Here is a 25,851-nt window from a genome sequence, read left to right on the forward strand (position 1 = left end):
TCCAGCAATGATCTTGAATCACAAAAACCAAATCAATGGAACCCCGCCGCGATTCCGAGTAGCGCTGACAGACTCTAGCCGGAAGGGCGAAGACGTTTGCGATAAAGAACAGGCTTTTCCTTGAACCGACGCTGGAATGCCTCATAGAAGGTGGAGAGCGAACCAAAGCCGGATTCGTAGGCAACCTCCGTTATCGGCAGGTCTGTTGCGATCAAAAGCGATTGTGCCGTGTCCAGTCTGTGCCGAATGATGGCCTGATTGATGGTCATGCCGACTGCCTTGCGGAACAGTGTCATGGCATAATTGGGATGCAGGCCCGCAGCCCGCCCCACATCTTCGGCGGAGATTTCGCTCAAGGCGCCTTCTCCAATGAATCTCAGCATTTTCTCGACATGAATGACCCAGTCCGCATCTCTTTTGCCCAAGCTTGCGATCGCATCACCTTGCTCCCTCAGATCACGCCATCCTTCGCGCTCGATGCGCATGACCCGAGCTGTCAGTTCCGAGCGAACGATCTCTATCAGTTCGGCATCACCGGATAGCAACTCATCCCGCCAGCGCTTGAAGACCTCGCTTTCCCAGGGGCGCATCTCCATCGCCTCGATGACAGCGCCGCGGAAGACGGCATTGCGGAACCGGCTGAGGTTGGGAAAACCCAAGAGCACCGACATCGGCACATAGAGACAGACGAACTGCGTGCCTTCCTCCCGGTCCGTGACTTGATGCGGGATCATTCCCCAGAAGAGGCAAAGGCGGTTTTCATCAATCGTCAGTTCGCGCCCATCGAACCAGTAGCTCATTCGTCCACGAAGGACGAAATTGAGTTCAATCTGGCTATGCATGTGCGGCCCGGCCATGCGCTGCACATCGAGGCATTCTCCCGCACAGAACCGATGATCTCCAAATATGACGAGCGGATGTCGTGGGTCATGGTCAGGATGAACCGGGACGGATTCGTCATTATTGATTTTTGCCAAACGTTCCATCTTAGGATTCCGGAAAAGATCGATAGAATGACGGTAGATCATTACGGTTTTAAAGCAAATGATATTGTCATGCTTGAAACCCGGATCCGCGTTCATCGAATTGGCGGCAGGGTGTCGGGCAATAGCGACTGAATGACGGTCATCGGGAGGAAAACATGACCTTTTTCAACGGCCTGAAGGCCCTTGCCTTGTCTGCTGCCTTATTCTCATCCACGGCATTCGCGGGTGAAATCGTGATCAACTCGGACCATTCCGATCCGGCGCCGAAGAAGGCGATGGAGGAACTGATTGCCGATTTCCAGAAGGCGCACCCGGACATCAAGGTGAAGTGGAACAACTTCGACCACGAAGGCTATAAGGCGGCAATCCGCAATTTTCTGACTGCCGATGCGCCGGATGTGGCGGCATGGTATGCTGGCAACCGCATGGAGCCTTTCGTAAAGGCTGGCCTGTTTGCCGATGTTTCAGACGTCTGGACCGCAAATGGATTGAATGATCAGTTGAAGTCCGCGTCATCTTCGATGACGATCGATGGCAAGAAGTGGGGTGTTCCCTACACCTACTATCAGTGGGGCATCTACTATCGTAAGGACATTTTCGAGAAGCAGGGCATTACGCCGCCCAGGACATGGGCCGAGCTTCTGGCCGCTTGCGAAAAGCTGAAGGCCGCGGGCATCACGCCTTTCACGATTGGCACAAAGGCCTTGTGGCCAACCGGTGGCTGGTTCGATTACCTGAACCTGCGCGTCAACGGCTACGAGTTCCACATGGACCTCACTTCTGGCAAGGTTCCGTATACGGACCCGCGCGTAAAGGCCGTGTTCGCCAAGTGGGCAGAACTGGTGAAGCCGGGCTATTTCGTTGCCAACCATGCTGCCATCGACTGGCAGGATGCCGTACCGCAGATGGTTCAGGGCAAGGCCGCCATGTACCTGATGGGTAACTTTGCTGTCGCGACGATGAAGAGCGGCGGTCTGAAGGAGGAGCAGATCGGCTTCCTGCAGTTCCCGCAGATCACGCCGAACCTGCCGATGGCCGAAGAGGCTCCAACCGACACCTTCCACATTCCGGCCAAGGCCAAGAACAAGGAAGATGCGAAGAAATTCCTCGCCTATGTCGCATCGCCAGCTGCGCAGAGCAAGATGAACGCGACGCTCGGCCAGCTTCCGGTCAACAACAAGGCCGAAAAGCCGCAGGATGTGTTCCTGAAGCAAGGCTTTGAAATGCTTTCGGGTGCCTATGCACTCGCGCAGTTCTACGACCGTGATGCGAACGCCGAAATGGCAAAGGCCGGCATGGAAGGTTTCCAGGAATTCATGGTCAAGCCGGACAAGGCTGACGCTATTCTGGAGCGCCTCGAGAAGATCCGCCAGCGCGTACACAAGTAAAGTCCTCCTCCCGGCGTGGGCAGTCGCGACCGTGCATCGAACGCGGCTGCCCGAACTATCGCAACGTCATCAACAGAGGCGCGACTATGAGCGAGGCTGTTCCGTCATCAACCGGCTACTGGAAGAAGAACCAGCAAAGGCTTGCGCCCTGGCTGTTTCTGGCGCCAGGCATGGCGATGTTCGTTATCTATGTGCTCTTTCCGATCATTGAGTCGATCTGGATCAGTTTTCATGACTGGGATGGTCTCGGCGATAAGGTCTGGATTGGCCTTGGCAACTATGTCGAGTTGATGGGCGACGATTCCTTCTACACCTCGCTGAAGAACAACGTTCTGTGGCTTGTGCTCTATCTGCTCTCTATTCCAGCCGGTCTCGCCGTCGCTCTGTTCCTGAACCAGACCGTTACCGGTATTCGGCTCTACAAGTCACTGTTTTTCTTTCCCTTCGTGATCAGTCAGGTTGTCGTTGGTCTGATCTTCACCTGGTTCTACGCGCCGGATTTCGGGCTGTTCTCGAAGCTGATCGAAAATCTGACCGGACAGCAGATCGCCATTCTGGCGGACGAGCGCTTCGTGACTTATGGGATCATTGTCGCGGGACTTTGGCCGCAGACCGCCTATTGCATGATCCTGTATTTGACGGGTCTCAACAACATCAATCCCGAACAGGTGGAAGCAGCGCGCATGGATGGCGCCAAGGGCATTAAGCTGCTGTGGTACGTGGTCCTGCCCCAGCTCGCACCTGCAACCTTCATCGCCATGGTCGTGACGGTCATCGGATCGCTACGCTCCTTCGACCTGGTCTCCATCATGACCTCCGGCGGGCCTTACGGGTCGAGCCAAGTCCTCTCCTATTTCATGTATGAGCAGGCGCTGTCGGAATATGGGTTCCGGATGGGCTATGGGGCTGCGATTGCCGTCGTTCTCTTCCTGATCATGATGATCTTCATCACGCTCTTCATCGTGCGCATGCTGATGCAGGAAAGGAATAGCTGATGTTTCCTACTCCCATTCAGAAAGCGTCTCCGTTCGCTCAGACCGCCTACAAGGTGGTGCTTCCTCTGGCGCTGGTTCTCTGGCTGTTGCCGCTGATAGGCGTCGCAATAACCTCGGTGCGCCCTGCGAGTGATCTTGCTGCCGGCAACTATTTCGGCATTCCGTCCGGCTTCGGCGGCGTCGAGAATTACACGGCAGTGTTCAGGGACTCGCCCATAGGTCTCTACATCCTGAATTCCTTCAAGGTTACGATCCCCACCGTTATCGGCGCTGTAGCTTTGTCATGCCTCACGGGTTTTGCGCTTGCGGTTTACAAGTTCCGCGCCAACCTGCTGCTTTTCTTCATGTTCGTGGCGGGCAACTTCATCCCGTTCCAGATCCTGATGGTGCCGGTCCGAGACATGACGCTTAAGGCTGGGCTTTACGATACAACGCTCGGTCTCGTTCTCTTTCACGTTGCCTTTCAGACCGGGTTCTGCACGCTGTTCATGAGAAACTTCATCAAGGGGTTGCCATTCGCGCTGATTGAATCCGCCCGTGTCGAGGGTGTGTCGGAGTGGCGGATCTTTCGCTACATCGTCCTGCCACTGATGCGTCCTGCTATCGCCGCTCTATCCGTTCTTGTGTTCACCTTCGTCTGGAACGACTATTTCTGGGCGACGGTGTTGGTTCAAGGCCAGCACGCCATGCCGGTCACGGCCGGCCTTTATTCGCTGAACGGCCAATGGGTTGCCGCTTGGCATCTGGTGTCGGCCGGTTCGATTGTTGCGGCCCTTCCGCCGGTCGCCATGTTCTTCCTCATGCAAAAACACTTCATTGCAGGCCTGACGCTCGGAGCCACCAAGGGATGAACACCACTGTAAACATTGGCTCTCCCGAGTTCGGTCTGAGCTTGCGTCTGCCTGCTCTCGGCATGCCGGAAATTCTGAGCTTCGGAGTTGGTCGGCTGCAGCCTGATGCTCTGTTCGAAATCGATCGCTCCAGCCGGATCAACGGCATGGATGTCGCGGTTCCCTCCAGCGTCCTGCTGCCAACGGGCGGAATGGGGTATTTCGGCTGGCCCGCAATATCCGGCCACAGGCAAGGCCGCGATTTCATTGCGCAGTTTGGGAATTGGGTGGTCGACGAGACTGGCCAGACGACGATATTAACCGGGCGTGATGACGTTGCGAAGCTCGCACTCACCATCAGCTTGTCGGCCTATCCATCTGGCATCATTGCCATAAGTACCACTCTTACAAATCTGGGCAACGACGCCTACCAGCTTAATAGGTGCATGGCCGGCACATTTCCTGTCGCGTGGCCCGATGTCGATGTCGCCACGTTCACCGGCATGTGGGGGCGAGAGTTCCAGATCCGTCGCGAGCCTCTGGGCACAGGTATCTGGTCGCAGGAAAGTCGCCGCGGGCGTACGTCACATGATCGCTTTCCGATGCTTTACCTGGAGGGCAACGGCCAGCGGTTCGGCGTGGCACTGGGATGGAGCGGCGGCCACCAGATCGTGATCGACAGAACGGATGATGGCCAGCGACTGGTCCATCTCGGTGAATTATTCGAAGCCGGGGAGGTGATCCTGAAACCGGGTGAGAGCTATCACAGTCCATGGGCCTATGCAGGCCCGGATCCGGAGGCCTTCCATGCGTTCGTGCGGTGGGAACTGCTCAACTGGCCGGAAGGAAAGATGCAGCCGCGTCCGGTGACCCTGAACACTTGGGAAGGCAACTATTTTGATCATCACCTTCAATCGCTTAAGGACCAGGCCACTGCCGCCGCGCAGATCGGGATCGAGCGCTTCGTTCTTGATGATGGCTGGTTTGGCAAACGCGACGACGACACCACGAGCCTTGGCGACTGGGATATCGATCCGCGCAAATATCCTGAAGGCCTCAAGCCACTGGTCGATCATGTAACGGGTCTCGGGATGCAATTTGGCATCTGGTTCGAGCCTGAAATGGTCAATCCGGTCTCTCGTCTGTTCGAGGCACATCCGGATTGGGCGCTGCAGGTGGAAGGCAGGCCGCATCTGCTGTCGCGCAATCAGCTCGTCCTCGATCTGACGCGTCATGAGGTCACGGAATATCTCTTCGAGAAGATTGATGCGGTGCTCTCCAATCACGCCGTCTCCTACATCAAATGGGACATGAACCGTGATCTTACCCATGCTGGCGGTCGTGATGGCAGGGCAGCGATCTCCGCGCAGACCCGCGCGGTCTACGCCTTGATGGACCGGATCCGGCAGGCGCATCCAGACGTCGAAATCGAAAGCTGCGCGTCGGGGGGCGGGCGCATCGATTACGGCGTTCTGGCGCGGACGCATCGCGTTTGGACCTCCGACTGCACTGATGCGTTGGAGCGGTTGGAGATCCAGCGCGGTGCGTCTCTGTTCATTCCTCCCGAAATTCTCGGCAGTCATATCTCGGCGTCACCCAATCACCAGACGGGGCGGCGTCACAGCCTGTCCTTCCGGGCCTTGGTGGCGATGGCCTACCATCTGGGTGTCGAGCTTAATCCGCTTGAACTCTCTGAAGAAGAGAAGTTCGAGTTGAGCGTCTACATCTCGGAATACAAACGCCTTCGGGATCTGCTGCATGCACCAGGCGCAAACTTCCAGCTTGAACCGCAGGATGGCCGCTACGTTTGGGGCGCCTCGAATGCGCGCAAGATCGTGTTGTTCATTGCGCAGGGGCCACAGATGGTAGGCGAACAGCCAGCACCGCTGAGACTGCCGGAAAAGCTTGGGAGCGTTGGTGGCAAATGGCGGATCAGAAAGCATCTTCCGGCCGAACCCGATTTCATCCGGATGTCGGATGGGCAACGGCGGTTGATGGCAGGTGAGATCTCATTCGATCTCCGAAACGCGGTCCTGGGCGGATTGCCGCTACCGATGTTGCGACCCGAAAGTGCATTGATGCTTGAACTAGAACGACAAGAGGGAGGCAAGACCCATGGCTGACGTAAACCTTCGCGGCGTGAAAAAGCAGTTTGGGGCGCTCAGCGTCATCAAGGGTGTCGACCTCGATGTGAAGGACGGCGAGTTCTGCGTGTTCGTCGGTCCATCCGGTTGTGGCAAATCCACCCTGCTGCGAATGATTGCTGGCCTTGAGGAAATTACCTCCGGCGCACTTTCCATCGGTGGCAAGGATATGACCAGTGTCGGACCTTCCGAACGTGGCGTTGCAATGGTCTTCCAGTCCTACGCGCTGTATCCTCATATGACGGTGGCGGAAAACATCGGCTTCGGCCTCAAGATGACCGGGCATGACAAGGCTTTGATCGCTGAACGCACGGCAATGGCGGCCAAGATGCTTCAGCTTGAGCCATTACTCCTGCGAAAGCCGGGCCAACTCTCCGGTGGCCAGCGTCAACGTGTTGCGATAGGGCGCGCTATCGTTCGTAATCCGGAAGTCTTCCTGTTCGACGAGCCGCTTTCCAACCTCGACGCGGCCCTGCGCGTGCAGATGCGCTCTGAACTCTCCAAGCTGCATCAGGATCTGAAGGCCACGATGATCTACGTCACCCACGATCAGGTCGAGGCCATGACCATGGCTGACAATATCGTGGTTCTCTCGGCGGGCCGGATAGAGCAGGTCGGTTCGCCGCTGGAGCTCTACCATCGCCCGAACAATCTCTTTGTGGCAGGTTTCATCGGTTCTCCGAAGATGAACTTTCTGAAAGTTTCAATTGAGGCTGTCGAGAACGGTCAGGCAAGCGTTCGGCTGCCGGGTGGGACGGTGGCAATCAATGTCGCAAACGCAGCGGTTCGTCCCGGTCAAATGACACTTGGCCTTCGCCCCGAGCACATCAATGCTGGCGGGCAGGGGGATGCGACGATTGCCGGGACTGTAAAGCTTGCGGAATATCTCGGTTCCGAAACCCTGTTCTTTGTGGCGCTCGCCGACGGCACCGAAATTGCCGTTAAGGCAGATGGTCTCGCTTCGGCGAAGCCGGGCGATACGCTGCAACTCGGCATCAATGCAAAGGCCTGCCATCTCTTCGACGCGGAGGGAAATGCGGTCATCAACGGAGATCTCACACGATAATGCTGGGCGTTTGTTATTACCCTGAACATTGGGATGAAGCACGTTGGGAAACCGACGCCCGGCGCATGGTCGAGCTGGGAATCCGTTTTGTTCGTATCGGTGAATTTGCCTGGTCCCGACTGGAGCCTGCGCGCGGCCAGTTCGCGTTCGAATGGCTTGATCGCGCGATGGATATTCTGGCGCGTGCCGGACTGAAGATCGTGCTCGGCACACCGACTGCGACGCCGCCGAAATGGCTGGTGGATGAATGCCCTGATATCATTCCCTATGATAAGGACGGAAAGCCGCGTGGCTTCGGTTCACGTCGACATTATACCTTTTCCTCCGAAAACTGGTGGAAGGAGAGCAAGCGCATTGTCGAGATTGTCGCCGAACGGTACGGCAATCACCAGGGTCTTGTTGGTTGGCAGACAGACAATGAATATGGCTGCCACGATACAATCATTTCCTGGGGGCCGGAGGATCTGAAGGCGTTCAAGCGTTGGTTGCGCATGCGCCATCAAACGCCGGATCAGTTGAACGAAGCCTGGGGTTCCGTATTCTGGTCAATGGAACTGACGAGCTTCGATGACGTAGCGCTTCCGAACCTTACGGTGACCGAACCGAATCCTGCCGCGCGGCTGGATTTCTGGCGCTTTCATTCCGATCAGGTCGCAGCCTACGACAAAATGCAGTGCGACATCATCCGCAAGCATTCGCCCGGTCGCTGGATCACGCATAACTTCATGGGCTTTATCCTGGATTTCGACCACTTCAAGGTCGGCGATAATCTGGATCTCGCTTCCTGGGACAGCTACCCAATCGGTTTCGTCGAGAAATTTCCTTTTTCGGAAGCAGAACGAAATCGCTGGGCGGAAACATCCCATCCCGATATCGCGCCATTCCATCACGACCTTTACAGGGCGGTCGGAAACGGCCGGTTCTGGGTGATGGAGCAGCAACCGGGGCCAGTGAACTGGGCTCCATGGAACCCTGTTCCCAAGCCGGGCATGGTACGGCTGTGGACATGGGAAGCCATTGCCCATGGTGCCGAAGTCGTCAGCTATTTCCGCTGGCGTCAGGCGACCTTTGCGCAAGAGCAGATGCATGCCGGCCTCAATCTCGCTGGTTTGGACGAGTTGTCTCCCGGGGGAATTGAAGCTCAGCGCGTAGCGCAGGAACTCGCCAGCCTCGGAACGCTGCCTGATACCCGGAAGGCACGCGTTGCACTGGTCTTTGATTATCAGAGCTACTGGACAACGGTCATTCAGCCGCAGGCCAAAGACTTCCGCTTTGAGGAACTTTGCTTCCGGTGGTATGAAGCCGCCCGCCGTCTCGGTCTCGATATCGACTTCGTTCGTCCCGGTGCTTCTCTCGAGGGGTACGGCCTCGTTCTTGTACCGTGCATGACGGAGGTCGACGAGGCCGCCCATGCTGCGCTCAAGGCCGCAAGTGGAACAATCCTGATTGGTGCCCGAACCGGCTCGCGCGATCGCAATTTCCGGATCCCGGAAAATCTGCCACCCGGCTCGCTTTCCGAGATGACCGGCAATCGGGTCATTCAGGTGTCAACACTTCGCCCCGGCCTCTCCGATCCAGTTTCAGGGATTGTGGCAGGTAGTGGTATTCGCTGGCGAGAACATCTGCAGACTGACGTAGAAGTTCTCTCAACATTTGCTCACGGCGATCCGGCACTGACAAAGAAAGACAATGTCTATTACCTTGCCTGCTGGCCAGACAAAAATCTTCTTGCTGCAACCATGCGGCATGTGGCCACCAATGCCGACATTCCCATTGTTGAAGTACCAGATCATATCCGCATCAGAACACGCGGCGACCTGACTTTCGCGTTCAACTATGGCGATAGCCCATGGTCAGTACCAGCGTGCTGCGAACTGGTGCTTGGTGAGCCTATCTTGGCCCCGCAAGAGCTATCTGTCTTCAGATTTACACGCTGACCAGATCGATTCTGAGACTCCGAAGTCGGCTTCTACCGGCTTTTTACGTTCACGGAAGAAGTGTGGAAAAGAGTTTCGTATCTCAGCTTGGTTGCGTAATGATTTTGCTGCGATGCGGCAATCGCGCAATATTATTTCATAAAGAGACGTATATGTTTTCAATGTGGAAAGGTGCTCACAAATTCCTCGGGTGAAAGTCAAACTTGGCAATTCAGGCTCTTTACAAGAGTCGACTAATGGATATGAGAGGTTGACGCCATAACAATCGGGCAGCGCAGATTTGACTACTGGACACAATCAGTTTCGTAGGAAATTGTAATGCACAGTTTTGCAAAAGGCGCAAAAAACAAGGTGAATGAGGCTCTCGCTCAAAAAGATCTTGAAACTACGGCAACGGGGTGATCACTCGCTTATGCCTATGGGAGATGAAAATGAAATATAAACTTGGTTTCGCCGCTGCTCTTCTCGCAGCCTCATTCCTTTCAACCACTGCGAGCGCGAAGACCTTTGTTTTCTGCTCTGAAGGTTCTCCGGAAGGGTTTGATCCTGGCCTTTATACGGCTGGCACCACCTTCGATGCCTCTGCTCATCCGGTTTACAGCCGCCTGCTCGAGTTCGAGCCGGGCACGACAAAGCCGGTTGCCGCGCTCGCGGAGAGCTGGAAGGTTTCCGAAGACGGCAAGGAATATACATTCAAGCTTCGTCCCGGCGTCAAGTTTCAGACCACCGAGTTCTTCAAGCCCACCCGTACGCTGAACGCGGACGACGTGGTGTTTTCCATCGACCGTCAGATAAACAAGAGTAATCCGTGGAACCAGTATATCGCGGGCGCTTCCTGGGAGTATGCCGCCGGCATGGGTTTCCCGGAACTGATCAAGTCGATCGAGAAGGTCAATGACCTGACCGTGAAGATGGTGCTTAACCGTCCGGAAGCACCGTTCCTTGCCAACCTTGCGATGCCGTTCGCTTCTATCATGTCCAAGGAATATGCCGATAGCCTGGACAAGGCTGGCAAGAAGGAGCAACTGAATCAGATGCCGGTGGGCACGGGTCCGTTCACCTTCATCGGTTATCAGCAGGATGCCGTCATCCGCTTCCAGAAGAACGCCGACTACTGGGGTGGCGCACCGAAGATCGACGATCTGGTCTTCGCGATCACCACGGACGCCGCTGTTCGTTATCAGAAGCTCAAGGCCGGCGAATGCCACCTGATGCCTTATCCGAATGCTGCCGACGTAACGTCGATGAAGTCCAACAGCAACCTCAAGGTTATGGAGCAGGAAGGTCTCAACATCGCCTACCTCGCTTATAACACGACACAGGCGCCGTTCGACAAGCCTGAAGTTCGCAAGGCGCTGAACAAGGCGATCAACAAGAAGGCGATCGTCGAAGCTGTCTTCCAGGGCATGGCAACGCCTGCCAAGAACCCGATCCCGCCGACAATGTGGTCCTACAACGACAAGGTTCAGGACGACAGCTACGATCTGGAAGCAGCCAAGAAGATGTTGGCGGATGCAGGCGTCAAGAACCTTTCGATGAAGGTCTGGGCAATGCCGGTTTCGCGCCCGTACATGCTCAACGCTCGTCGCGCTGCCGAAATCATCCAGGACGATTTTGCAAAGATCGGCGTGAAGGTCGAGATCGTGTCCTACGAGTGGGCTGAATACCTGCAGCGTTCGAAGGCCAAGGATCGTGACGGCGCGGCGATGCTGGGCTGGACCGGTGATAATGGCGATCCGGACAACTTCCTTGACACGCTTCTCGGATGCGATGCTGTGGGCGGCAACAACCGTGCTCAGTGGTGCAACAAGGAGTTCGATGCACTCGTGAAGAAGGCAAAGGTTACCTCCGACCAGGCAGAGCGTACGAAGCTCTATGAAGAGGCGCAGGTCGTCTTCAAGCGCGAAGCGCCCTGGGCGACGCTCGACCATTCTTTGTCCATCGTGCCAATGCGCAAGAATGTTACCGGCTTCGTTCAGAGCCCGCTTGGCGATTTCACATTTGAAAATGTCGACATCACCGAGTAAGTCTCTAGGGTAATCCTAAACTTGGCCGCGGGATGAGGGCATTCCGCGGCCTTTCCTCAGCCTGGACGATCAGATTATCGTCAGATGAAGGCTGGCACTTCCGACGGCCGACTCCGTGGAACCGCCAGACCCAAGAAAAATTAGCGGGTTTCATCCATGTTTGGCTTTCTTTTGAGGCGGCTTGCCGTCTTGATCCCGACATTTATCGGGGTATCAATCATCGCCTTTGCGTTCATTCGTCTGCTGCCGGGTGATCCGGTTGCCCTGCTGTCGGGTGAACGCGTCATGTCCCCCGAGCGCCATGCGCAGATCAGTGCGCAACTCGGTCTGGACCGGCCAATGGTCGTTCAATACCTTGATTATCTCGGAGGTGTGGTCACGGGCGACTTCGGCACCTCTATCGTATCCAAAACGCCTATTCTGAAGCAGTTCCTCGCGCTCTTTCCGGCAACCGTGGAACTGTCACTTTGCGCGATCATCATTGCCGTCGCCCTGGGCATCCCGGCTGGTGTCATTGCGGCCATCAAGCGCGGATCTGCTGTCGACCAATCCATGATGGGCATCGCTCTTGTCGGATATTCGATGCCGATCTTCTGGTGGGGCCTGCTGCTGATCATTCTCTTTTCCGGAATTCTTCAGTGGACCCCGGTTTCGGGCCGCATATCACTGATGTTCTATTTCAAGCCGGTGACAGGCTTCATGCTGATCGACTCCCTGCTGTCCGCTCAGAAGGGCGCATTTTCGTCGGCGGTCAGCCATCTCATTCTGCCGTCCATCGTTCTGGCGACCATTCCGCTCGCCGTTATTGCGCGTCAGACGCGCTCGGCAATGCTGGAAGTGCTGTCCGAGGATTATATTCGCACTGCGCGCGCCAAGGGGCTTTCGCCTTTCCGCGTTGTTGGCCTGCATGCCCTGCGCAACGCAATGATTCCCGTCATCACAACAATCGGTTTGCAGATCGGTGTGATGCTGGCCGGCGCCATTCTCACGGAAACGATCTTCTCCTGGCCGGGTATCGGCAAGTGGATGGTGGATAGTGTTTTCCGTCGCGATTATCCGGTCATCCAGGGCGGGCTGCTTCTGATCGCCGCTATCATCATGATCGTCAATCTCATCGTTGATCTGCTCTACGGGCTCGTCAACCCGCGTATCCGCCACTAAGAAGGAGAAAATCCCATGGCAGAAGCGACCAAGACAGAAACAGTGAGCAGCGCGGCTTTGCGCCGCCAGATGCTCAGCGAATTCTGGTTCTATTTTTCCGAAAACCGCGGCGCGGTCATCGGCCTCGTTGTGTTCATTGCACTGGTCATCGTAGCTGTGTTTGCGCCTCTGATCGCTCCGCATTCGCCCTTCGAGCAGTATCGTGACGCTGTCCTCGTCCCTCCCGCGTGGCTTCAAGGTGGGCGCGCGACCTATCTCCTCGGTACTGATGCAGTCGGGAGAGACATTCTGTCTCGCCTGATCTACGGCGCGCAATATTCGCTGTTCATTGGCCTGTTCGTCACGACGCTTTCGCTGACAGGCGGCATTCTGGTCGGCCTGATTGCGGGCTACTACCGTGGTTGGGTCGATACGGTCATCATGCGCCTGATGGATATCATCCTGGCATTTCCATCGTTGCTGCTGGCCCTCGTGCTGGTCGCAATTCTCGGACCGAGTTTGACCAACGGCATGATCGCGATTGCATTGACGTTGCAGCCGCATTTCGTGCGCCTTACGCGCGCGGCCGTCATGGCCGAAAAGACACGTGACTATGTAACCGCTGCCCGGATTTCCGGAGCGGGTCCGTTCCGGTTGATGTTCAGGACCATACTGCCAAACTGCACGGCACCCCTGATCGTACAGGCAACGTTATCCTTCTCGAACGCTATTCTGGATGCCGCTGCACTCGGTTTCCTGGGGATGGGAGCCCAGCCCCCGGCGCCCGAATGGGGCACGATGCTGGCAGAAGCACGCGAGTTCATCCTGCGTGCGTGGTGGGTGGTTACCTTCCCGGGCCTTGCGATCCTGATTACTGTTCTTGCAATCAATCTCATGGGTGACGGTCTGCGCGATGCGCTCGATCCCAAGATGAAGAGGTCCTGATCATGGCGCTCCTTGATATTCAGAACCTGACCGTTCAGTTCGAGACAGCCAGTGGCTGGTTCAAGGCCGTTGATGGTGTTTCGCTCTCGGTCGACGAAGGCGAAGTCCTCGCGATCGTTGGGGAAAGCGGGTCTGGAAAATCTGTTTCCATGCTTGCAGTCATGGGTCTGCTGCCTTGGACAGCTAAAATCACAGCTGACAAAATCGAGTTCCAGGGCAGGGACATCAGCAACTTGCCCGATGCAGAACGGCGAAAGCTGATCGGCAAAGATATGGCAATGATCTTCCAGGAGCCAATCGCAAGCCTGAACCCGTGCTTCACCGTTGGCTTCCAGATCGAGGAAGTGTTGCGGATCCATATGAGTATGGGCAAGGCGCAGCGGCGCCAGCGTGCAATCGAGCTTTTCGAGCAGGTTGGTCTGCCGAATCCCGTGGAACGGCTTAATCACTTTCCTCATCAGATGTCCGGTGGTCAGTGTCAGCGCGTGATGATTGCAATGGCAATTGCGTGTAATCCAAAGCTCTTAATCGCAGATGAACCCACTACAGCACTGGACGTCACAATCCAGAAGCAGATTCTCGACCTCCTTATGAATCTGCAAACTGAGCATGGCATGGGCCTGATCATGATCACCCACGATATGGGCGTCGTCGCAGAAACAGCTGATCGGGTTATCGTGCAGTATAAGGGGCGGAAGATGGAGGAGGCCGATGTGCTCTCTCTGTTCGAGGCACCGAAGAACGCCTATACTCGTGCGCTTCTTGCCGCCCTGCCGGAGAATGCCACCGGCGATCGGCTCAGCACTGTTTCCGACTTCGTTTCCACGGCTGAACTTGCGGGAGATGTTCGATGACGATTTCAGAGTTGAAACAGGCCAGCCCGATGCTTGAGATCCGCAATATCAAGCAGGACTATCGTGTCCCTCAAGGTCTCTTCAAGCCAGAGAAAATCGTCCACGCTGTAAAAGGTGTGTCATTCAAGCTGGACAAGGGCAAGACACTGGCCATCGTCGGTGAAAGTGGTTGTGGAAAATCGACCCTCGCTCGTATTCTGACCTTCATTGACCAGCCGACCGCGGGTGAGCTTTTGATCGATGGGAAGCTTGTTGATACGAGACCTGGACATCTGACGGCTGAGATGCGCCGGAAGGTGCAGATCGTTTTCCAGAACCCCTATGGCTCTTTGAACCCACGCCAGAAGATTGGCGATGTGCTCGGTGAGCCCTTAGCTATCAACACGAAGATGTCGGCAGCAGAACGGCGTGATCGATCAACGGAAATGCTCATCAAGGTTGGGCTTGGGCCAGAGCACTACAATCGCTATCCGCATATGTTTTCAGGCGGCCAACGCCAGCGTATTGCCATTGCTCGGGCTCTCATGCTCAATCCCAAACTGCTTGTTCTTGACGAGCCCGTTTCTGCGCTGGATCTTTCGATACAGGCTCAGGTTCTTAATCTTCTAACGGATTTGCAGGACGAATTCGAGCTAACCTACGTATTCATTAGTCATGATTTATCCGTCGTGAAGTATATTGCAGATGAAGTTATGGTTATGTACTACGGGGAAGCAGTGGAATATGGCGGGCGAGACGAGGTTTTCTCGAACCCAAGTCATGAATACACCAGAACCTTGTTTGCGGCGACCCCGCGAGCGGATATTGAATCTATTCGTCAGCGCGTTGCTCGCAAGGCGAAACACGGATAACGCAGCGTGGGCGTCGCAAACAGCCGACGCCCTTTTGTCATCTGGATGACAGATATTTTTCGTCAGTTATGTTATTGAATACTTAATTAGCTGTGATTCTAGGATCATATTTCAGCTGACTGATGTAGTTGAATCAGCAGAGCGACAGGCATGCAAAAATATACGAGTAACCAGCGGATGCTGCTGGATGTTCTGCGGTGTCATCAACCGATTACCAGAGCGGATGTTACCGATCTGACTGATCTGACCCAACAATCCGTCCATCGGATACTTGAGGGACTGATTGCTGATGGCCTAGTCGTAACCGAACGCGGGAAGCCCAATGGACGCGGCAAGCCCAGCCCAAGCCTGCAGTTGAATAACACAGCGCGCTACACTTTGGGCATTGCCATCGATAACGACAGTATGCGCATCAGCGTGGCGAACTTCAGCGGTATCTCCGTACTCCAAAAACACGTCAGCGTTTCCCGCTTAACCGATGGTCGCTCCTGGAGGGTGTTCGGTCAGGTAATTGAGAGTGTCTTGGGTGAGCTTGGTTTACGACGTCAGCAACTCTGCGGAATTGGAGCGGCCACAGATGTCGAGTACGATCCGAGCGAGGCACGGTTTGATCTAATTCGTTTGCCGCAGGTGCTTGGCGATGCGTGGAGTATACCTGTTTTCTCGGAAAACCTCGCTGCCGCTTCCGCCATTGGAGAAAGCCTTTCTGGGGTAGGCAAGCGTCTCGGGAATTTCGCATTCATTTGCCTCGATAAAAAACTTTCCGGCGCACTGGTAACGAACGGAGTCTTGTTCCGGGGATCTCACGACAATGCCGGAAATTATCGCTACCTTTTCTCCAGTCTGGAGGAGCTGGACCGGGTCTCGCTTCCGGGGCTGCTCGCCTCTGTGCAAAGTAACGGCGTTGATGTTGCCGATGTAGAAGATCTGCTTCACCAGTTCGATGTGGGTTTGCCGGGTATCCTCCAATGGATAGATGACGTGAGCGATGTCTACCTGTGCCTCTTCAGGGCACTTGCTGGTATTTTCGATCCTGATGCCGTCGTTCTCGGCGGGAGGATACCCAGAAGTCTCGGCGCCCATCTCATTCAGGAAGTCTCAAGGAAGCTTCTACCGACAGGATTGATCCCTCCTCGCTCTTTGCCTTCTCTTTTGCTAAGTGAAGTTGCAGGGGATGCGGCAGCGACTGGTTCAGCCCTTCTGCCCTTGAAGAACCTCTTCTTTCGTTAGCGCTTATCACAGGCCCTTGAGCGTCCCGGATGGAGCACGACCGAACCTTTCCCTATACTCTGCTGCAAATCTTCCCAAATGCGCGAAACCCCATCTGCGCCCAATATCGCTGACTGAAACGCCAGGTGGCGCCCATTCGAGTTCTCTGTGCGCAGCCTGCAGTCTCAACTCTTTCAGGTAGGACATGGGAGTTGTCTCACGAAACTGCTTGAATCCCTGCTGTAGCGACCGAGGGCTGACGCCCACTGCAGCGGCAATGGCGTCGATAGTCAGAGGTTTAGTTAAATTCGCCTGCATGAAAGCAATGGCATTTTCGATATATTTTGGCGTAATGAGATTGGTAGCGTTATCAACCGAAGCAGTGTAGTTGTGCCAGACGAGTTCCACTAGGCAATTCACGACTGCATCTGAGAGGATTCGAAGTGTAGACGCTTTGGAATTCATGTCCTGGTTCAAACCTTCGGCCAATGCTCTCCCAATCAAGTTCAGCAGTCGTCCGGGAATTGTATCTATTTTCAGGGTCAACTGGAACTGAAGACTCTCATGAATTGTCCGTCCGACCAGTTTCCCTAGTTTGCTGCGCAAATCGGCCTGTGGTATCTCGAGCATCAAATGAGCGCGTACGTCAGGAAACTCAAGTGTGGACACCTGTCGCGTCGGGGCGAGAACTATGACCTCGGGCGTTGCGTCAAGATACTGTGTTCCTACTTGGATCTTAGCAGCGCCATGTATCGGCAGAAATACCAGCAGACGATCGGCCGCATCCTGCCGGGAAAGCGTACAACCGCCGTGAATATTGATGGCCGTAACAGAGGTGGTACCTATCTGCGCCTGTCGATGATCGAACCGAAATATTTGGCTCTTGGGGCGGACGGATACGAGTCCACCTGTCAGCTGTATCGCCTTTTCCAGTAGTATTGGATCATCACCAGCTGATATTCTTACGCCAGCAGTAAATCCATCTGAATGAATGTGCAGCATTACGACTTCCTCATCTGAGGATCCGAGCGAAACGACCAGCGATGGGATCCTTCTGTGCCGCAATCATCATCGATACGCATGTTATGTATCGTGATGAATTTCGCTACATTTTTAGCAATACTGCGCTTTCTGGCTGAAAATCGCGCCGTTTATCCTTTTCAGCAAAAAAGACGATTAACAAAAAATATCAGTAATATGTAATGTAGTTTATGTATGGTTAACTTAACTATATGTTAACAATAAATATTTGACAATGAATCACCAGAAAGTATCCTCTGAGCATCAAAAACAAGCACGGAGGTTCGGCTATGGAGATTTCAGGTAATTCAACCGCCAGCGCTGGCTGGCCAAGCTCGACCGATGCAGCAAACACTGATTCTACCGCTGGAACAGGCAAAATTAGCCCGGACGGCAAGGCATTCACATCGATGCTGATAAACGGGCTGCTGGAGAACGAAGATCTGCAGAAAAAAATCTTTGATCCTCTCAATGAAGCGATCGAAGAAGGTAAAGGAGAGTAATAAAAAAGTAATGTGGCTTTTTTGTTTGGAGTAATGAGCCATGAATACCACCGAAGATGTAGCCAAGCTTGCTGATATCGTATCTGGCGCTAATGGCGGCGGACATGCGAAGCTTGAGGCGCTGAAGGCCGAATTGCTTGCGCGTTTCAGTGGAGCTGCGCCCGGGGGGCCTGCGCAGTTTACCGCTTCTGCTGCTCCGCTGGATAGGTACGCAAGGCGTCGTATTTCGCCTTACGGGGCCAAGGATGCTGCACCCTCAACCTACGTCGGTTCTGAAGGTTCCAGGCCCGGTACATCAACGTTCGCACCCTTCTTTGCTCAATTGCCGCCGGAGTTGATGGGCGCGCAGAGCCGCCGCGGCGGGCCGCTGCTTGTCGATGTCCGGGTCGAGGACGAAGTGGAGCGTTCCGAGGAGAATGGGCTTATCGATGCTGCCATAGACGAGTTCGAGCTTGCGCAGCGTCATTCTGCGAGCCTGGGCGTCGCTGGCGCTTTGGTGCAGACAGCGCTCGCTTCGTTCAAGCGTCTTACTCAAGGACAGTAAAATGACTATCCGCAGTTTGTTTCTTCGTAGTTCGTTCTTTCTTTCGTTGTTGCTGTTGACAGCTTGCACAAAGGAAGTGATTGGCGGGTTGAGCCAGAAAGACATGCTGGATGCGCAGCTCGTTCTCGATCGTGCCGGGCTTCAGGTCAGTACTCTCAAAGGAGAGGACGGGCGCTATAGCTTGACGAGTTCATCATCAGACTCGGCACGCATTCTTGCAATTTTGGCAGACCACGGTCTGCCTCGTAATGAACACGCCTCCGTTGCGCAAATATTCCCGGCGACAGGTTTTGTAGTGACGCCTTTCGAACAGAAGGCAAGGATGGGTTACGCCCTTGAGCAGCAGTTATCGCAGACGCTTTCAGAAATAGAGGGTGTGGCTGAGGCTCGTGTTCATGTCGTGCTTCCCGAGGAGAATGGTAGGGGTCTCATTCGCGAGCAATCACGTGCGTCCGTTCTTATAAGATACCGCGACGAGGCCGATCTGGTGACAATAGAGAGCAAGACACGTTCCTTGGTTGTAAACAGTATTCGCGGCCTCTCTTATGAAGATGTTTCGGTCGTCTCTAGTCCCGTCGTTCCTGTCAATCGAGAGAGTTTTCGCCCTGCAGTGCAGTCCGCCGCTCCAGAAAACACCACTGCTAACGGCAGCAATTCTTCGCCATCATCGCCCGGTCGTGTTTTGCTGATCGCACTTGCTGCTGCCCTTGCCGCTGTTGCCGCTGCAATTCTGGTTCTACCGCAACAACGGCAGGCCCATTGAGATGGCTTTGCCTGGCGAGATTGCCGCGGGAAGGCGTCGACAGGAGATACTGACGAATGCGGCTTTGTCCAATCACCCGCTTTTATCGTCCATTCCGCCAGATATGCTGCAGAGACTTGTGAGAACTCAGAGACTGACTAACCGGTTATATAGAACGGTGGTCGATGAGTTTGGAGCAATTCCCCCTGCGAACCGGCTGATTGAAGCATTCCTCTTAACCTCGGAAAATGAAATTAAAGAAACAGCTAAAATATTGGGAGTTTCTCTTAGCCTACCCAGTCTCGGAACGCATCTTACTCGAACAGATATAGATATGTTTGACAAGAATTTTCATAAATCGAGCATGAAAAAAATTCTGACTTATGCCAACATTACTAGCGATGTTCCGATTCGCAATTATAGCAACCTCGAGGATTGTTTCGTGCATATGGAGGCGGATGGTTGGGTCATGATAGAACTTTGGGCTCGCCATAATCGCATCGATCCCCGTTGGCGGATCAGACCGGGTGCGACGGAGAACAGCGGCATTGCATCAATGCCGGGCTCTCAGGCAATCGCGCTCGTCAATCAGGCGATGCTCGATCTTCTCGATCGCGAGGCAGACGTATGACTGCGATGCCAATGTCGACCATCATCAGATCCGAGGACATGGGGCTTGTGCAAAGCGCTTCAGATCTTTTGGAGGCGGCTTCTAGGCGTAAAGCTGAGCTGGAATATGTGATCTCCTCCGCAATGCGGGAAGCGCAGGAGCGTGGTTACGCGCATGGTCGAGCCCAGGCTTTGCGTGATATGGAGATCCGCTTGAAGGAAACGATGGCTCGAGCGGAACGCGAGCTTTCCGATTTCGAGGATCGAATTGTAAAAATTGTGATTCAGGGCCTCGAAAAGATTTTGGGCGAAATGCCTGACAACGAACGTGTCAGGCGCGTTGTGAATGCTGCCATTCAACAAACGGCTGCTGCTGCTAGCATAAAGCTGCGTGTCGCCCCCGATGAGTTCGATTTCGTCGTTGGAGCGTTACGAAACCATGATTCTCGGCTGACGGTTGTTGCGGATGCCTATGTAGGGCGCAATGAACTGCTCCTGGAGGTTGATGGAACCCGACAGCAGATCGGCTTGGCGGATCAACTGGCGAACTTGCTGGAGGCTATCCGACGTGGCTGATGTTATTTCAAGGCTCGAACAGGCCTTGGAACGGACGGAAACGCGCCGTATAGCCGGGCGTATCCGCAGTATCTCTGGGCTAATGGTCCGGGCAGAGATGCCGCTGGTTCGGATGGGCGAGTTGTGCGAACTGCGCGAACCCGGCGCAGGGTTGATAGGCCTTGCTGAGGTGGTCGGTATAGAGAGCGACAATGTGCTGCTGTCTCTGCACGGAGATACAGTTGGCTTGTCGCTTAGGACGGAGGTGATCCCTACAGGGCGACCTCCGAGTGTGGCTGTCGGCGACTTCATGATCGGCGCGATCATTGATGCGCACGGCCGGATAATCCGCAAGCCCTTTCAGCAGCAGCCAGACCAGTCTTCACGATTGCAGCCATTGAATGGTGCGCCGGTAGATCCCCTGTCGCGTCGGTCCATATCAAGGCCGTTCGAGACTGGCGTAACTGCAATAGATGCCATGCTCACATGTGGGGAAGGCCAACGCGTTGGAATATTTGGTCCCCCCGGCGCAGGTAAGTCGACATTGATATCGAGGATTCTTGAGACAGGCGCATGGGATGTTGCCGTCTGTGCGCTTATTGGCGAACGTGGTCGCGAGGTGGCAGAGTTCGTCGAACACAATCTTCCTGATGACAGGCCATCTCGCATGGTGCTTGTGGCGGCTACGTCGGATCGGCCTGCCTTGGAGCGCTATAAGGCTGTCCTAACAGCCACATCCATCGCCGAATACTTCCGCGACCGAGGCAAGCGGGTTCTACTCGTTATCGATAGCATGACCCGTGTCGCTAGAGCTCTACGTGAGGTTGGCCTTGCCGCAGGCGAGCCGCCTGTTCGTCGTGGTTTTCCTCCATCGGTCTTCGCCGCACTGCCTCAAATTTTCGAGCGGACGGGTAATGCCGCGACGGGTTCAATTACATCATTCTACACGGTCCTTGTCGAAGGGAACGACACTGACGACCCAATCGCTGAGGAAACGCGCTCGCTTCTGGACGGCCATATCATCCTGTCAGAGCGGATCGCGAGAAGCGGTCGATATCCGGCAATCGATGTGCTGCAAAGCAAAAGTCGTACTATGGGCGCCGTCGTTAGCAAGGACCACGTCAACGCTGCAAATAAGGTGCGGTCTTTGATGTCAACTTACATCGACGTCGAACTGTTGATCCGTGTCGGTGAATACAAAGCTGGTAACGACCCTGAAGTTGATGAAGCCGTCCAGAAGCGAGATGCCATTAACGCGTTGCTTTACGACGGAGAGGGCCAGCACCGCAGCTTTAATGAAACGATAAAAGCGCTTCAGGAGTTGGTGTAATGCGGCATCCGCAGGCGCTATCGCTGCTTTCCTACGATTTGGGTGCCGGTCAGCTACAGCAAGCGCTGGGCCAAAAGAAAGCATACACGCTGATTACTGGCGTTTCAACCTTTTCAGTTCGCCCCATTGCGAGATCTGGTCACGACGATGTTGCACTGAACCGCTACTTGTTAGAAATCGTTGGCGGGGACGATGTAATCCAACTTTATGTGGATGCAGGGGCACTGGATCTGCTCATCGCTCGGCGCGAGCCCACTCTTGAATGGGACGAGGTGCCCTCTGGCGCGCGTCCTCTCATTCTAGAGTTTATTTTCGAGGATCTGGTTCGGTATTTCGAAGCTGTGTTGCGAATGCGGCAAACTATTAGGCTGTGCAAAGTCCAGAAGCAGCCACCTTCTGAAGCAAACGCATACTTTGAGATGGAGATGGATGACATCAAGTTCGAAGTTGCAGGGTGCTTCAGCGGATTGATCCTCGAGCGGATCTGGCAATGGTCCCTGTCACTTCCAAGGGAAAAGCCGAAATCTCTATACTTGGAGGTTGCCCTTCGCCGCGGCGTAGCTGTTCTCACGGCACGCCAGATCCGATCGCTGCGCCTGGGCGACGGTATTGTTCTGTCGGTTGGCGGAACTCACGACTGGATGGCGGTCATAGGCGAGAAAATTACGGTGCCCGTCATTGAACGGCAAAACGGGTTCGAGTTGACTGCGCCCCTCACTTCTAGGACGCAGCGATCAGTGAGGCAAATGATGGAAACTTTTGCGGAAGATAACCTGGCATCGGAGGAAGGCGCCCCCGGCCAGATTGGAGATATTCCCATCAAGGTTGCCTTTAATGCGGGCCGTCTGAGCCTGCCTATTTCCGAACTTGAGAACCTTGAGCCGGGCTATATCTTCCATTTGGAGCGACTGGAGGAGAGGAGCATCGAAATTGTTGCTCAAGGTGTTCTTATCGGTCGCGGGAAGTTGATTACCGTCGAGGGGCTTACGGCCGTACAGATCACTGCACTGGCTGAGCCATGAACCAGGATATACTGCTCTACCAGAGCCTCGCAGCCCTCACGGCGGTTTCAATGCTGCCGGTCCTTGCAGTCGTTGCAAGTTCCTTCACGAAAATTTCAGTCGTGTTACTAATCGTTCGAAACGCTATCGGTATTCAGCAAACACCGCCAAATCTTCTTATATTTGTTGTTGCGATTGTTCTTACCGCCTTCATCATGAACCCTGTGCTACAGGCAACTTGGGAACAGTATCTTATTCATAATGCCCTATTCACATCGTCAGCAACTTTTTTTTCTGGCTTTAACTACGTCAGCGAACCCCTCGTGCAATTTATGAAAAAGTATGCGGATCCAGAAGTCCGTAATTTTTTCATAGAAGCAGCGCGCCGCATCTGGAACGATGCGCCGGGTGTGACCTTCAACGAAGATGATTTGACAATCCTGGCGCCAAGCTTCCTGGTTACGGAACTCACTCGTGCATTCGAGATCGGCTTTCTGATCTACCTTCCTTTCCTAATGATCGATTTTGCCATTTCGGCCATCCTTGTCGCACTTGGGATGTCGATGATGTCGCCGACTGTAGTTTCTACGCCAGTCAAGCTGTTACTGTTCGTGTCAATTGATGGATGGCGGCGTTTGCTGGAAGGATTGGTGCTGACTTATGCCAACTGAACGGTACCTAATTCCAAAAAGCCATCGAAGCAGCTATGGCTGCGCCTATTCGGATATCGTCCCCAATCGACGTTTGCTGGGGGAGTTCTAGTCATGGATCCGAACATCGTCATCGGCGAAATCAATGCTGCATCCATGGCGACCTTCATATTTGTGGGTCCATTGCTTATCGCGGCGGCCGTTATCGGGATCCTGATCGCTATCTTTCAGGCCGCGACACAAATCCAGGAGCAGACAATTTCGCAGATCGTCAAGATTATCGTTCTTTCAGCCGGTCTGGTCGCAAGCGGAGGCGCGCTTGTTTCTCCGCTGGTTCAACATGCCGAACATATCCTGAATGATTTTCCGGATATGGTTCGCTAACGCAAGGATACGATTCTGGAGCCCGACGAAAGCGTTCTTTTGGCGACCGCCCTGCTGCTGAGCGGATCGCGAGCGTTGGGAATTTTTACTATCTTCCCAATATTCACACTTTTTAATATTTCTGGGATCGTTCGATTTGGCGCAGCACTCGGGCTCTCCGCACCAGTGATCCTCGTAACCTATGCGCAGTTACAGCTTGAATCCATCAGTTACGCCGATATTGCCTTGCTCTCCGCAAAGGAGTTCTGTTTTGGTGTCCTGCTAGGCGCGGGCCTCGGCGTCCCCTTTTGGGCGGCCCAAGCTGCGGGCGATATGACAGATGTCTACCGGGGTGCCAACCAGGCAAATATTTTCGATCAGGTGAATGCTCTGGAAACAACGACCCTTGGATCCGTTCTTCTGGCTCTCTCCTTGATGCTCTTTGTCAGTGCGGGCGGTCTCTATGATATGATATCGATTTTCTACCGATCCTTTGTCTTTTGGCCGGTAATGGAATCGTCTCCGAAGATAGAGATTGAGCCACTGAAGGCCGTTGTGGAAATCTTCGTAACCCTGTTCAAGATCGGCGCGGTCCTTGCGTCTCCCTACATCATTGTGGCATTCGCAGTCGAATTGTCATTCTCATACATCGGCCGCGCCGCTAAGCAGCTTCCCCTCAATGATGCACTTCCAGTCTTTAAGAATGTAGCAGTACTTGCTGTCTTTACAGTCTATACAGTTTTCATCGGGCACTATGTTGAGGATACCTGGACAAAGGGTTTCGGCCAGATCATCAAGATAATGCAGGTGGAAATTGTCGAAAAATGACGATACCGAAGAAAAACAGTTACCGCCCAGCCAAATCAAGCTGAACAGGCTGAAGCGGGAGGGGCAGGTTGCTCATTCGAAGGACGTGCCAGCTGCGGCATCTGTGATCGTGATTAGCGGCTTCCTGATTTTAGCGCATAGCTGGATCTATCAGAGTGTAAGCAGCTTCTTTGATATCCCACTTACAATTTTGCCCGAGCACACGATCATCGTTCCGAAAGACAGGTTGGCAATGACGCTCTATGCTGCTGCTGATCAGGTTTCAAATCTGATCATGGCCCCAATGATGTTGGGACTGGCTGCAGCCGTGGTGTCTGCGATAATCGATGGCGAAGGGCTGGTCATGTCGATGAAAAACATGGCTTTTGATCTCGGCAAACTGAACCCCGCGCAGGGCCTGAAGAACATTTTCTCACTCTCTAGCCTGTCCGAATTCCTCAAAGGCCTCATCAAGTGCATCGTCATGTTGGTGACAGGGGCGGCCACGCTTCTCTATTTCATGAATGCTCTATTTTGGGCGCCATTGTGCGGCGTTGCTGAATGCGCTCTCGGTCTTTCTGCAAGTCTCACAAGTACGCTCATGGTTATTATTGCGATAATCCTGGTTGTCACTGCAGGTTTTGATATCAGGATATCGCGGGCGCTATTCCGCCATGAGCATCGAATGACAAAGTCCGAGGCGAAGCGTGAGCAGAAGGAAATGTACGGCAGTCCGGAAGTTCGATCAGCTCGCCACCGCATTGGTGCCGAAATCAGATCCGGCCCTCCGGGAAAGGCGTCACCCAACACGGAGTGATACGCAGCGGAAAACCTTTTCGGGGTTGAACTGGAGCGACAAAACTTCTCTTACGATTGAATTGCGAGACAAGGGGCAAGCGTACTGAATTATGAGATTTTTTTGCGTTGGCTTCTACAGCATTTTCGGCAAACTCCGGGTCAATTCTGTTTCTCGATTGGCGCGTGCGATCCGGAGGTGAAACGGGTGAAGTCCGATGCTCTCGCATCGGGCAAGACCGGTTCGCCGTCGGGCGTCCGCCAATCGGAAACGCCGCCGCGCCGTTTGCCTTTGGCAAACGCGCACACGGACAAGCCTGCCGATCGCCATTGCCGCTTCGCTAGCTGTGAGCTTTCAGGAAGTTGTCCATTCGGAGCGGATCTAGGAGACTGGAGTTACCACACCTCAGTATTCCGGGATTGCTCCGAATGAACATCCATAAGAATGCCCGACTGACGCCGTTGCGTCGAGCAGAAATGGCTATCGCCGTTCTTGCTGGCAGCCTCACGAAGACGCAAGCTGCCAGCGTCTATGCTGTCTCCGTCAAGATCGTGTCGCG

Annotated in this window: 25 protein-coding genes and 1 pseudogene; 24 read left to right on the forward strand and 2 right to left on the reverse strand. The window is 54.4% G+C overall.

The window, feature by feature from the left end; all coding sequences use genetic code 11:
* Window positions 1-74 precede the first annotated feature (74 nt).
* Window positions 75-986 carry a helix-turn-helix domain-containing protein gene (locus MUU53_RS19905; RefSeq protein WP_247262428.1) on the reverse strand — a complete coding sequence of 304 codons (912 nt, stop codon included), beginning with the start codon at window positions 984-986 and terminating at the stop codon, window positions 75-77.
* A 155-nt stretch (window positions 987-1,141) separates the two neighbouring features.
* On the opposite strand from MUU53_RS19905, the gene MUU53_RS19910 reads away from it, so the two are divergent.
* From MUU53_RS19910 to MUU53_RS19965, 12 genes are all read left to right on the forward strand, one after another.
* Window positions 1,142-2,374, forward strand: coding sequence for an ABC transporter substrate-binding protein (locus MUU53_RS19910; RefSeq protein WP_247262429.1), 1,233 nt, complete (start codon window positions 1,142-1,144; stop codon window positions 2,372-2,374).
* A gap of 86 nt (window positions 2,375-2,460) precedes the next feature.
* Entirely contained in the window at window positions 2,461-3,369 is a 909-nt protein-coding gene (locus MUU53_RS19915) for a carbohydrate ABC transporter permease (protein WP_062556471.1), read from the forward strand.
* Window positions 3,369-4,220 carry a carbohydrate ABC transporter permease gene (locus MUU53_RS19920; protein WP_247262430.1) on the forward strand — a complete coding sequence of 284 codons (852 nt, stop codon included), beginning with the start codon at window positions 3,369-3,371 and terminating at the stop codon, window positions 4,218-4,220. The genes MUU53_RS19915 and MUU53_RS19920 overlap by 1 nt, the downstream gene beginning before the upstream one ends.
* Window positions 4,217-6,322: an alpha-galactosidase gene (locus tag MUU53_RS19925; RefSeq protein WP_247262431.1), complete on the forward strand. Its 2,106-nt coding sequence runs from the start codon at window positions 4,217-4,219 to the stop codon at window positions 6,320-6,322. Before MUU53_RS19920 ends, MUU53_RS19925 begins: the two co-directional genes overlap by 4 nt.
* Window positions 6,315-7,409 (forward strand): ABC transporter ATP-binding protein, encoded by a 1,095-nt coding sequence (locus MUU53_RS19930; protein ID WP_247262432.1) that lies wholly within the window; start codon window positions 6,315-6,317, stop codon window positions 7,407-7,409. The genes MUU53_RS19925 and MUU53_RS19930 overlap by 8 nt, the downstream gene beginning before the upstream one ends.
* Window positions 7,409-9,346, forward strand: a complete 1,938-nt coding sequence (locus MUU53_RS19935) for a beta-galactosidase (RefSeq protein WP_247262433.1) — start codon at window positions 7,409-7,411, stop codon at window positions 9,344-9,346. Before MUU53_RS19930 ends, MUU53_RS19935 begins: the two co-directional genes overlap by 1 nt.
* Window positions 9,347-9,777: 431 nt before the next feature.
* Window positions 9,778-11,373 (forward strand): ABC transporter substrate-binding protein, encoded by a 1,596-nt coding sequence (locus tag MUU53_RS19940; RefSeq protein WP_247262434.1) that lies wholly within the window; start codon window positions 9,778-9,780, stop codon window positions 11,371-11,373.
* A gap of 156 nt (window positions 11,374-11,529) precedes the next feature.
* Window positions 11,530-12,534, forward strand: a complete 1,005-nt coding sequence (locus tag MUU53_RS19945) for an ABC transporter permease subunit (protein WP_247262435.1) — start codon at window positions 11,530-11,532, stop codon at window positions 12,532-12,534.
* A 15-nt stretch (window positions 12,535-12,549) separates the two neighbouring features.
* Window positions 12,550-13,458, forward strand: coding sequence for an ABC transporter permease subunit (locus MUU53_RS19950; RefSeq protein WP_247262436.1), 909 nt, complete (start codon window positions 12,550-12,552; stop codon window positions 13,456-13,458).
* Between the two features lie 2 nt (window positions 13,459-13,460).
* On the forward strand, window positions 13,461-14,312 hold the full coding sequence (locus MUU53_RS19955) for an ABC transporter ATP-binding protein (protein WP_247262437.1): 852 nt from the start codon (window positions 13,461-13,463) through the stop codon (window positions 14,310-14,312).
* The gene (locus tag MUU53_RS19960) at window positions 14,309-15,163 is read left to right on the forward strand and encodes a dipeptide ABC transporter ATP-binding protein (RefSeq protein WP_247262438.1); all 855 of its coding nucleotides are present in this window, start codon (window positions 14,309-14,311) and stop codon (window positions 15,161-15,163) included. The genes MUU53_RS19955 and MUU53_RS19960 overlap by 4 nt, the downstream gene beginning before the upstream one ends.
* 150 nt (window positions 15,164-15,313) lie before the next feature.
* On the forward strand, window positions 15,314-16,393 hold the full coding sequence (locus MUU53_RS19965) for an ROK family transcriptional regulator (protein ID WP_247262439.1): 1,080 nt from the start codon (window positions 15,314-15,316) through the stop codon (window positions 16,391-16,393).
* Window positions 16,394-16,399: 6 nt separating this feature from the next.
* Here MUU53_RS19965 and MUU53_RS19970 read toward each other — a convergent pair whose 3' ends face one another.
* On the reverse strand, window positions 16,400-17,374 hold the full coding sequence (locus tag MUU53_RS19970; RefSeq protein WP_247262440.1) for an AraC family transcriptional regulator: 975 nt from the start codon (window positions 17,372-17,374) through the stop codon (window positions 16,400-16,402).
* A gap of 308 nt (window positions 17,375-17,682) precedes the next feature.
* Between MUU53_RS19970 and MUU53_RS19975 the strand changes: the two genes are divergently transcribed.
* From MUU53_RS19975 to MUU53_RS20030, 12 genes and pseudogenes are all read left to right on the forward strand, one after another.
* On the forward strand, window positions 17,683-17,895 hold the full coding sequence (locus tag MUU53_RS19975; protein ID WP_247262441.1) for a hypothetical protein: 213 nt from the start codon (window positions 17,683-17,685) through the stop codon (window positions 17,893-17,895).
* A 40-nt stretch (window positions 17,896-17,935) separates the two neighbouring features.
* Window positions 17,936-18,439 (forward strand): hypothetical protein, encoded by a 504-nt coding sequence (locus MUU53_RS19980; RefSeq protein WP_247262442.1) that lies wholly within the window; start codon window positions 17,936-17,938, stop codon window positions 18,437-18,439.
* 1 nt (window position 18,440) lies between these two features.
* Complete coding sequence (sctJ, locus tag MUU53_RS19985) at window positions 18,441-19,202, forward strand: type III secretion system inner membrane ring lipoprotein SctJ (RefSeq protein ID WP_247262443.1); 762 nt, start codon at window positions 18,441-18,443, stop codon at window positions 19,200-19,202.
* Window positions 19,135-19,812 carry a hypothetical protein gene (locus tag MUU53_RS19990; RefSeq protein WP_247262444.1) on the forward strand — a complete coding sequence of 226 codons (678 nt, stop codon included), beginning with the start codon at window positions 19,135-19,137 and terminating at the stop codon, window positions 19,810-19,812. The genes sctJ and MUU53_RS19990 overlap by 68 nt, the downstream gene beginning before the upstream one ends.
* Entirely contained in the window at window positions 19,809-20,366 is a 558-nt protein-coding gene (gene sctL / locus MUU53_RS19995) for a type III secretion system stator protein SctL (protein WP_247262445.1), read from the forward strand. The genes MUU53_RS19990 and sctL overlap by 4 nt, the downstream gene beginning before the upstream one ends.
* Complete coding sequence (locus MUU53_RS20000) at window positions 20,359-21,675, forward strand: FliI/YscN family ATPase (protein ID WP_247262446.1); 1,317 nt, start codon at window positions 20,359-20,361, stop codon at window positions 21,673-21,675. The genes sctL and MUU53_RS20000 overlap by 8 nt, the downstream gene beginning before the upstream one ends.
* Window positions 21,675-22,697 carry a FliM/FliN family flagellar motor switch protein gene (locus MUU53_RS20005; RefSeq protein ID WP_247262447.1) on the forward strand — a complete coding sequence of 341 codons (1,023 nt, stop codon included), beginning with the start codon at window positions 21,675-21,677 and terminating at the stop codon, window positions 22,695-22,697. Before MUU53_RS20000 ends, MUU53_RS20005 begins: the two co-directional genes overlap by 1 nt.
* The gene (sctR, locus tag MUU53_RS20010) at window positions 22,694-23,347 is read left to right on the forward strand and encodes a type III secretion system export apparatus subunit SctR (protein ID WP_247262448.1); all 654 of its coding nucleotides are present in this window, start codon (window positions 22,694-22,696) and stop codon (window positions 23,345-23,347) included. Before MUU53_RS20005 ends, sctR begins: the two co-directional genes overlap by 4 nt.
* Window positions 23,348-23,440: 93 nt before the next feature.
* The gene (locus MUU53_RS20015) at window positions 23,441-23,710 is read left to right on the forward strand and encodes a flagellar biosynthetic protein FliQ (RefSeq protein WP_247262449.1); all 270 of its coding nucleotides are present in this window, start codon (window positions 23,441-23,443) and stop codon (window positions 23,708-23,710) included.
* Window positions 23,711-23,749: 39 nt separating this feature from the next.
* Window positions 23,750-24,517, forward strand: a complete 768-nt coding sequence (locus MUU53_RS20020; protein ID WP_247262450.1) for an EscT/YscT/HrcT family type III secretion system export apparatus protein — start codon at window positions 23,750-23,752, stop codon at window positions 24,515-24,517.
* Window positions 24,504-25,313, forward strand: a complete 810-nt coding sequence (locus tag MUU53_RS20025; protein WP_247262451.1) for an EscU/YscU/HrcU family type III secretion system export apparatus switch protein — start codon at window positions 24,504-24,506, stop codon at window positions 25,311-25,313. The genes MUU53_RS20020 and MUU53_RS20025 overlap by 14 nt, the downstream gene beginning before the upstream one ends.
* Before the next feature lie 407 nt (window positions 25,314-25,720).
* A pseudogene (locus MUU53_RS20030) lies at window positions 25,721-25,851 on the forward strand (IS481 family transposase); the annotation flags it as partial.

It is taken from the genome of Affinirhizobium lemnae (assembly GCF_022968395.1).
Lineage (GTDB): Bacteria > Pseudomonadota > Alphaproteobacteria > Rhizobiales > Rhizobiaceae > Neorhizobium > Neorhizobium lemnae.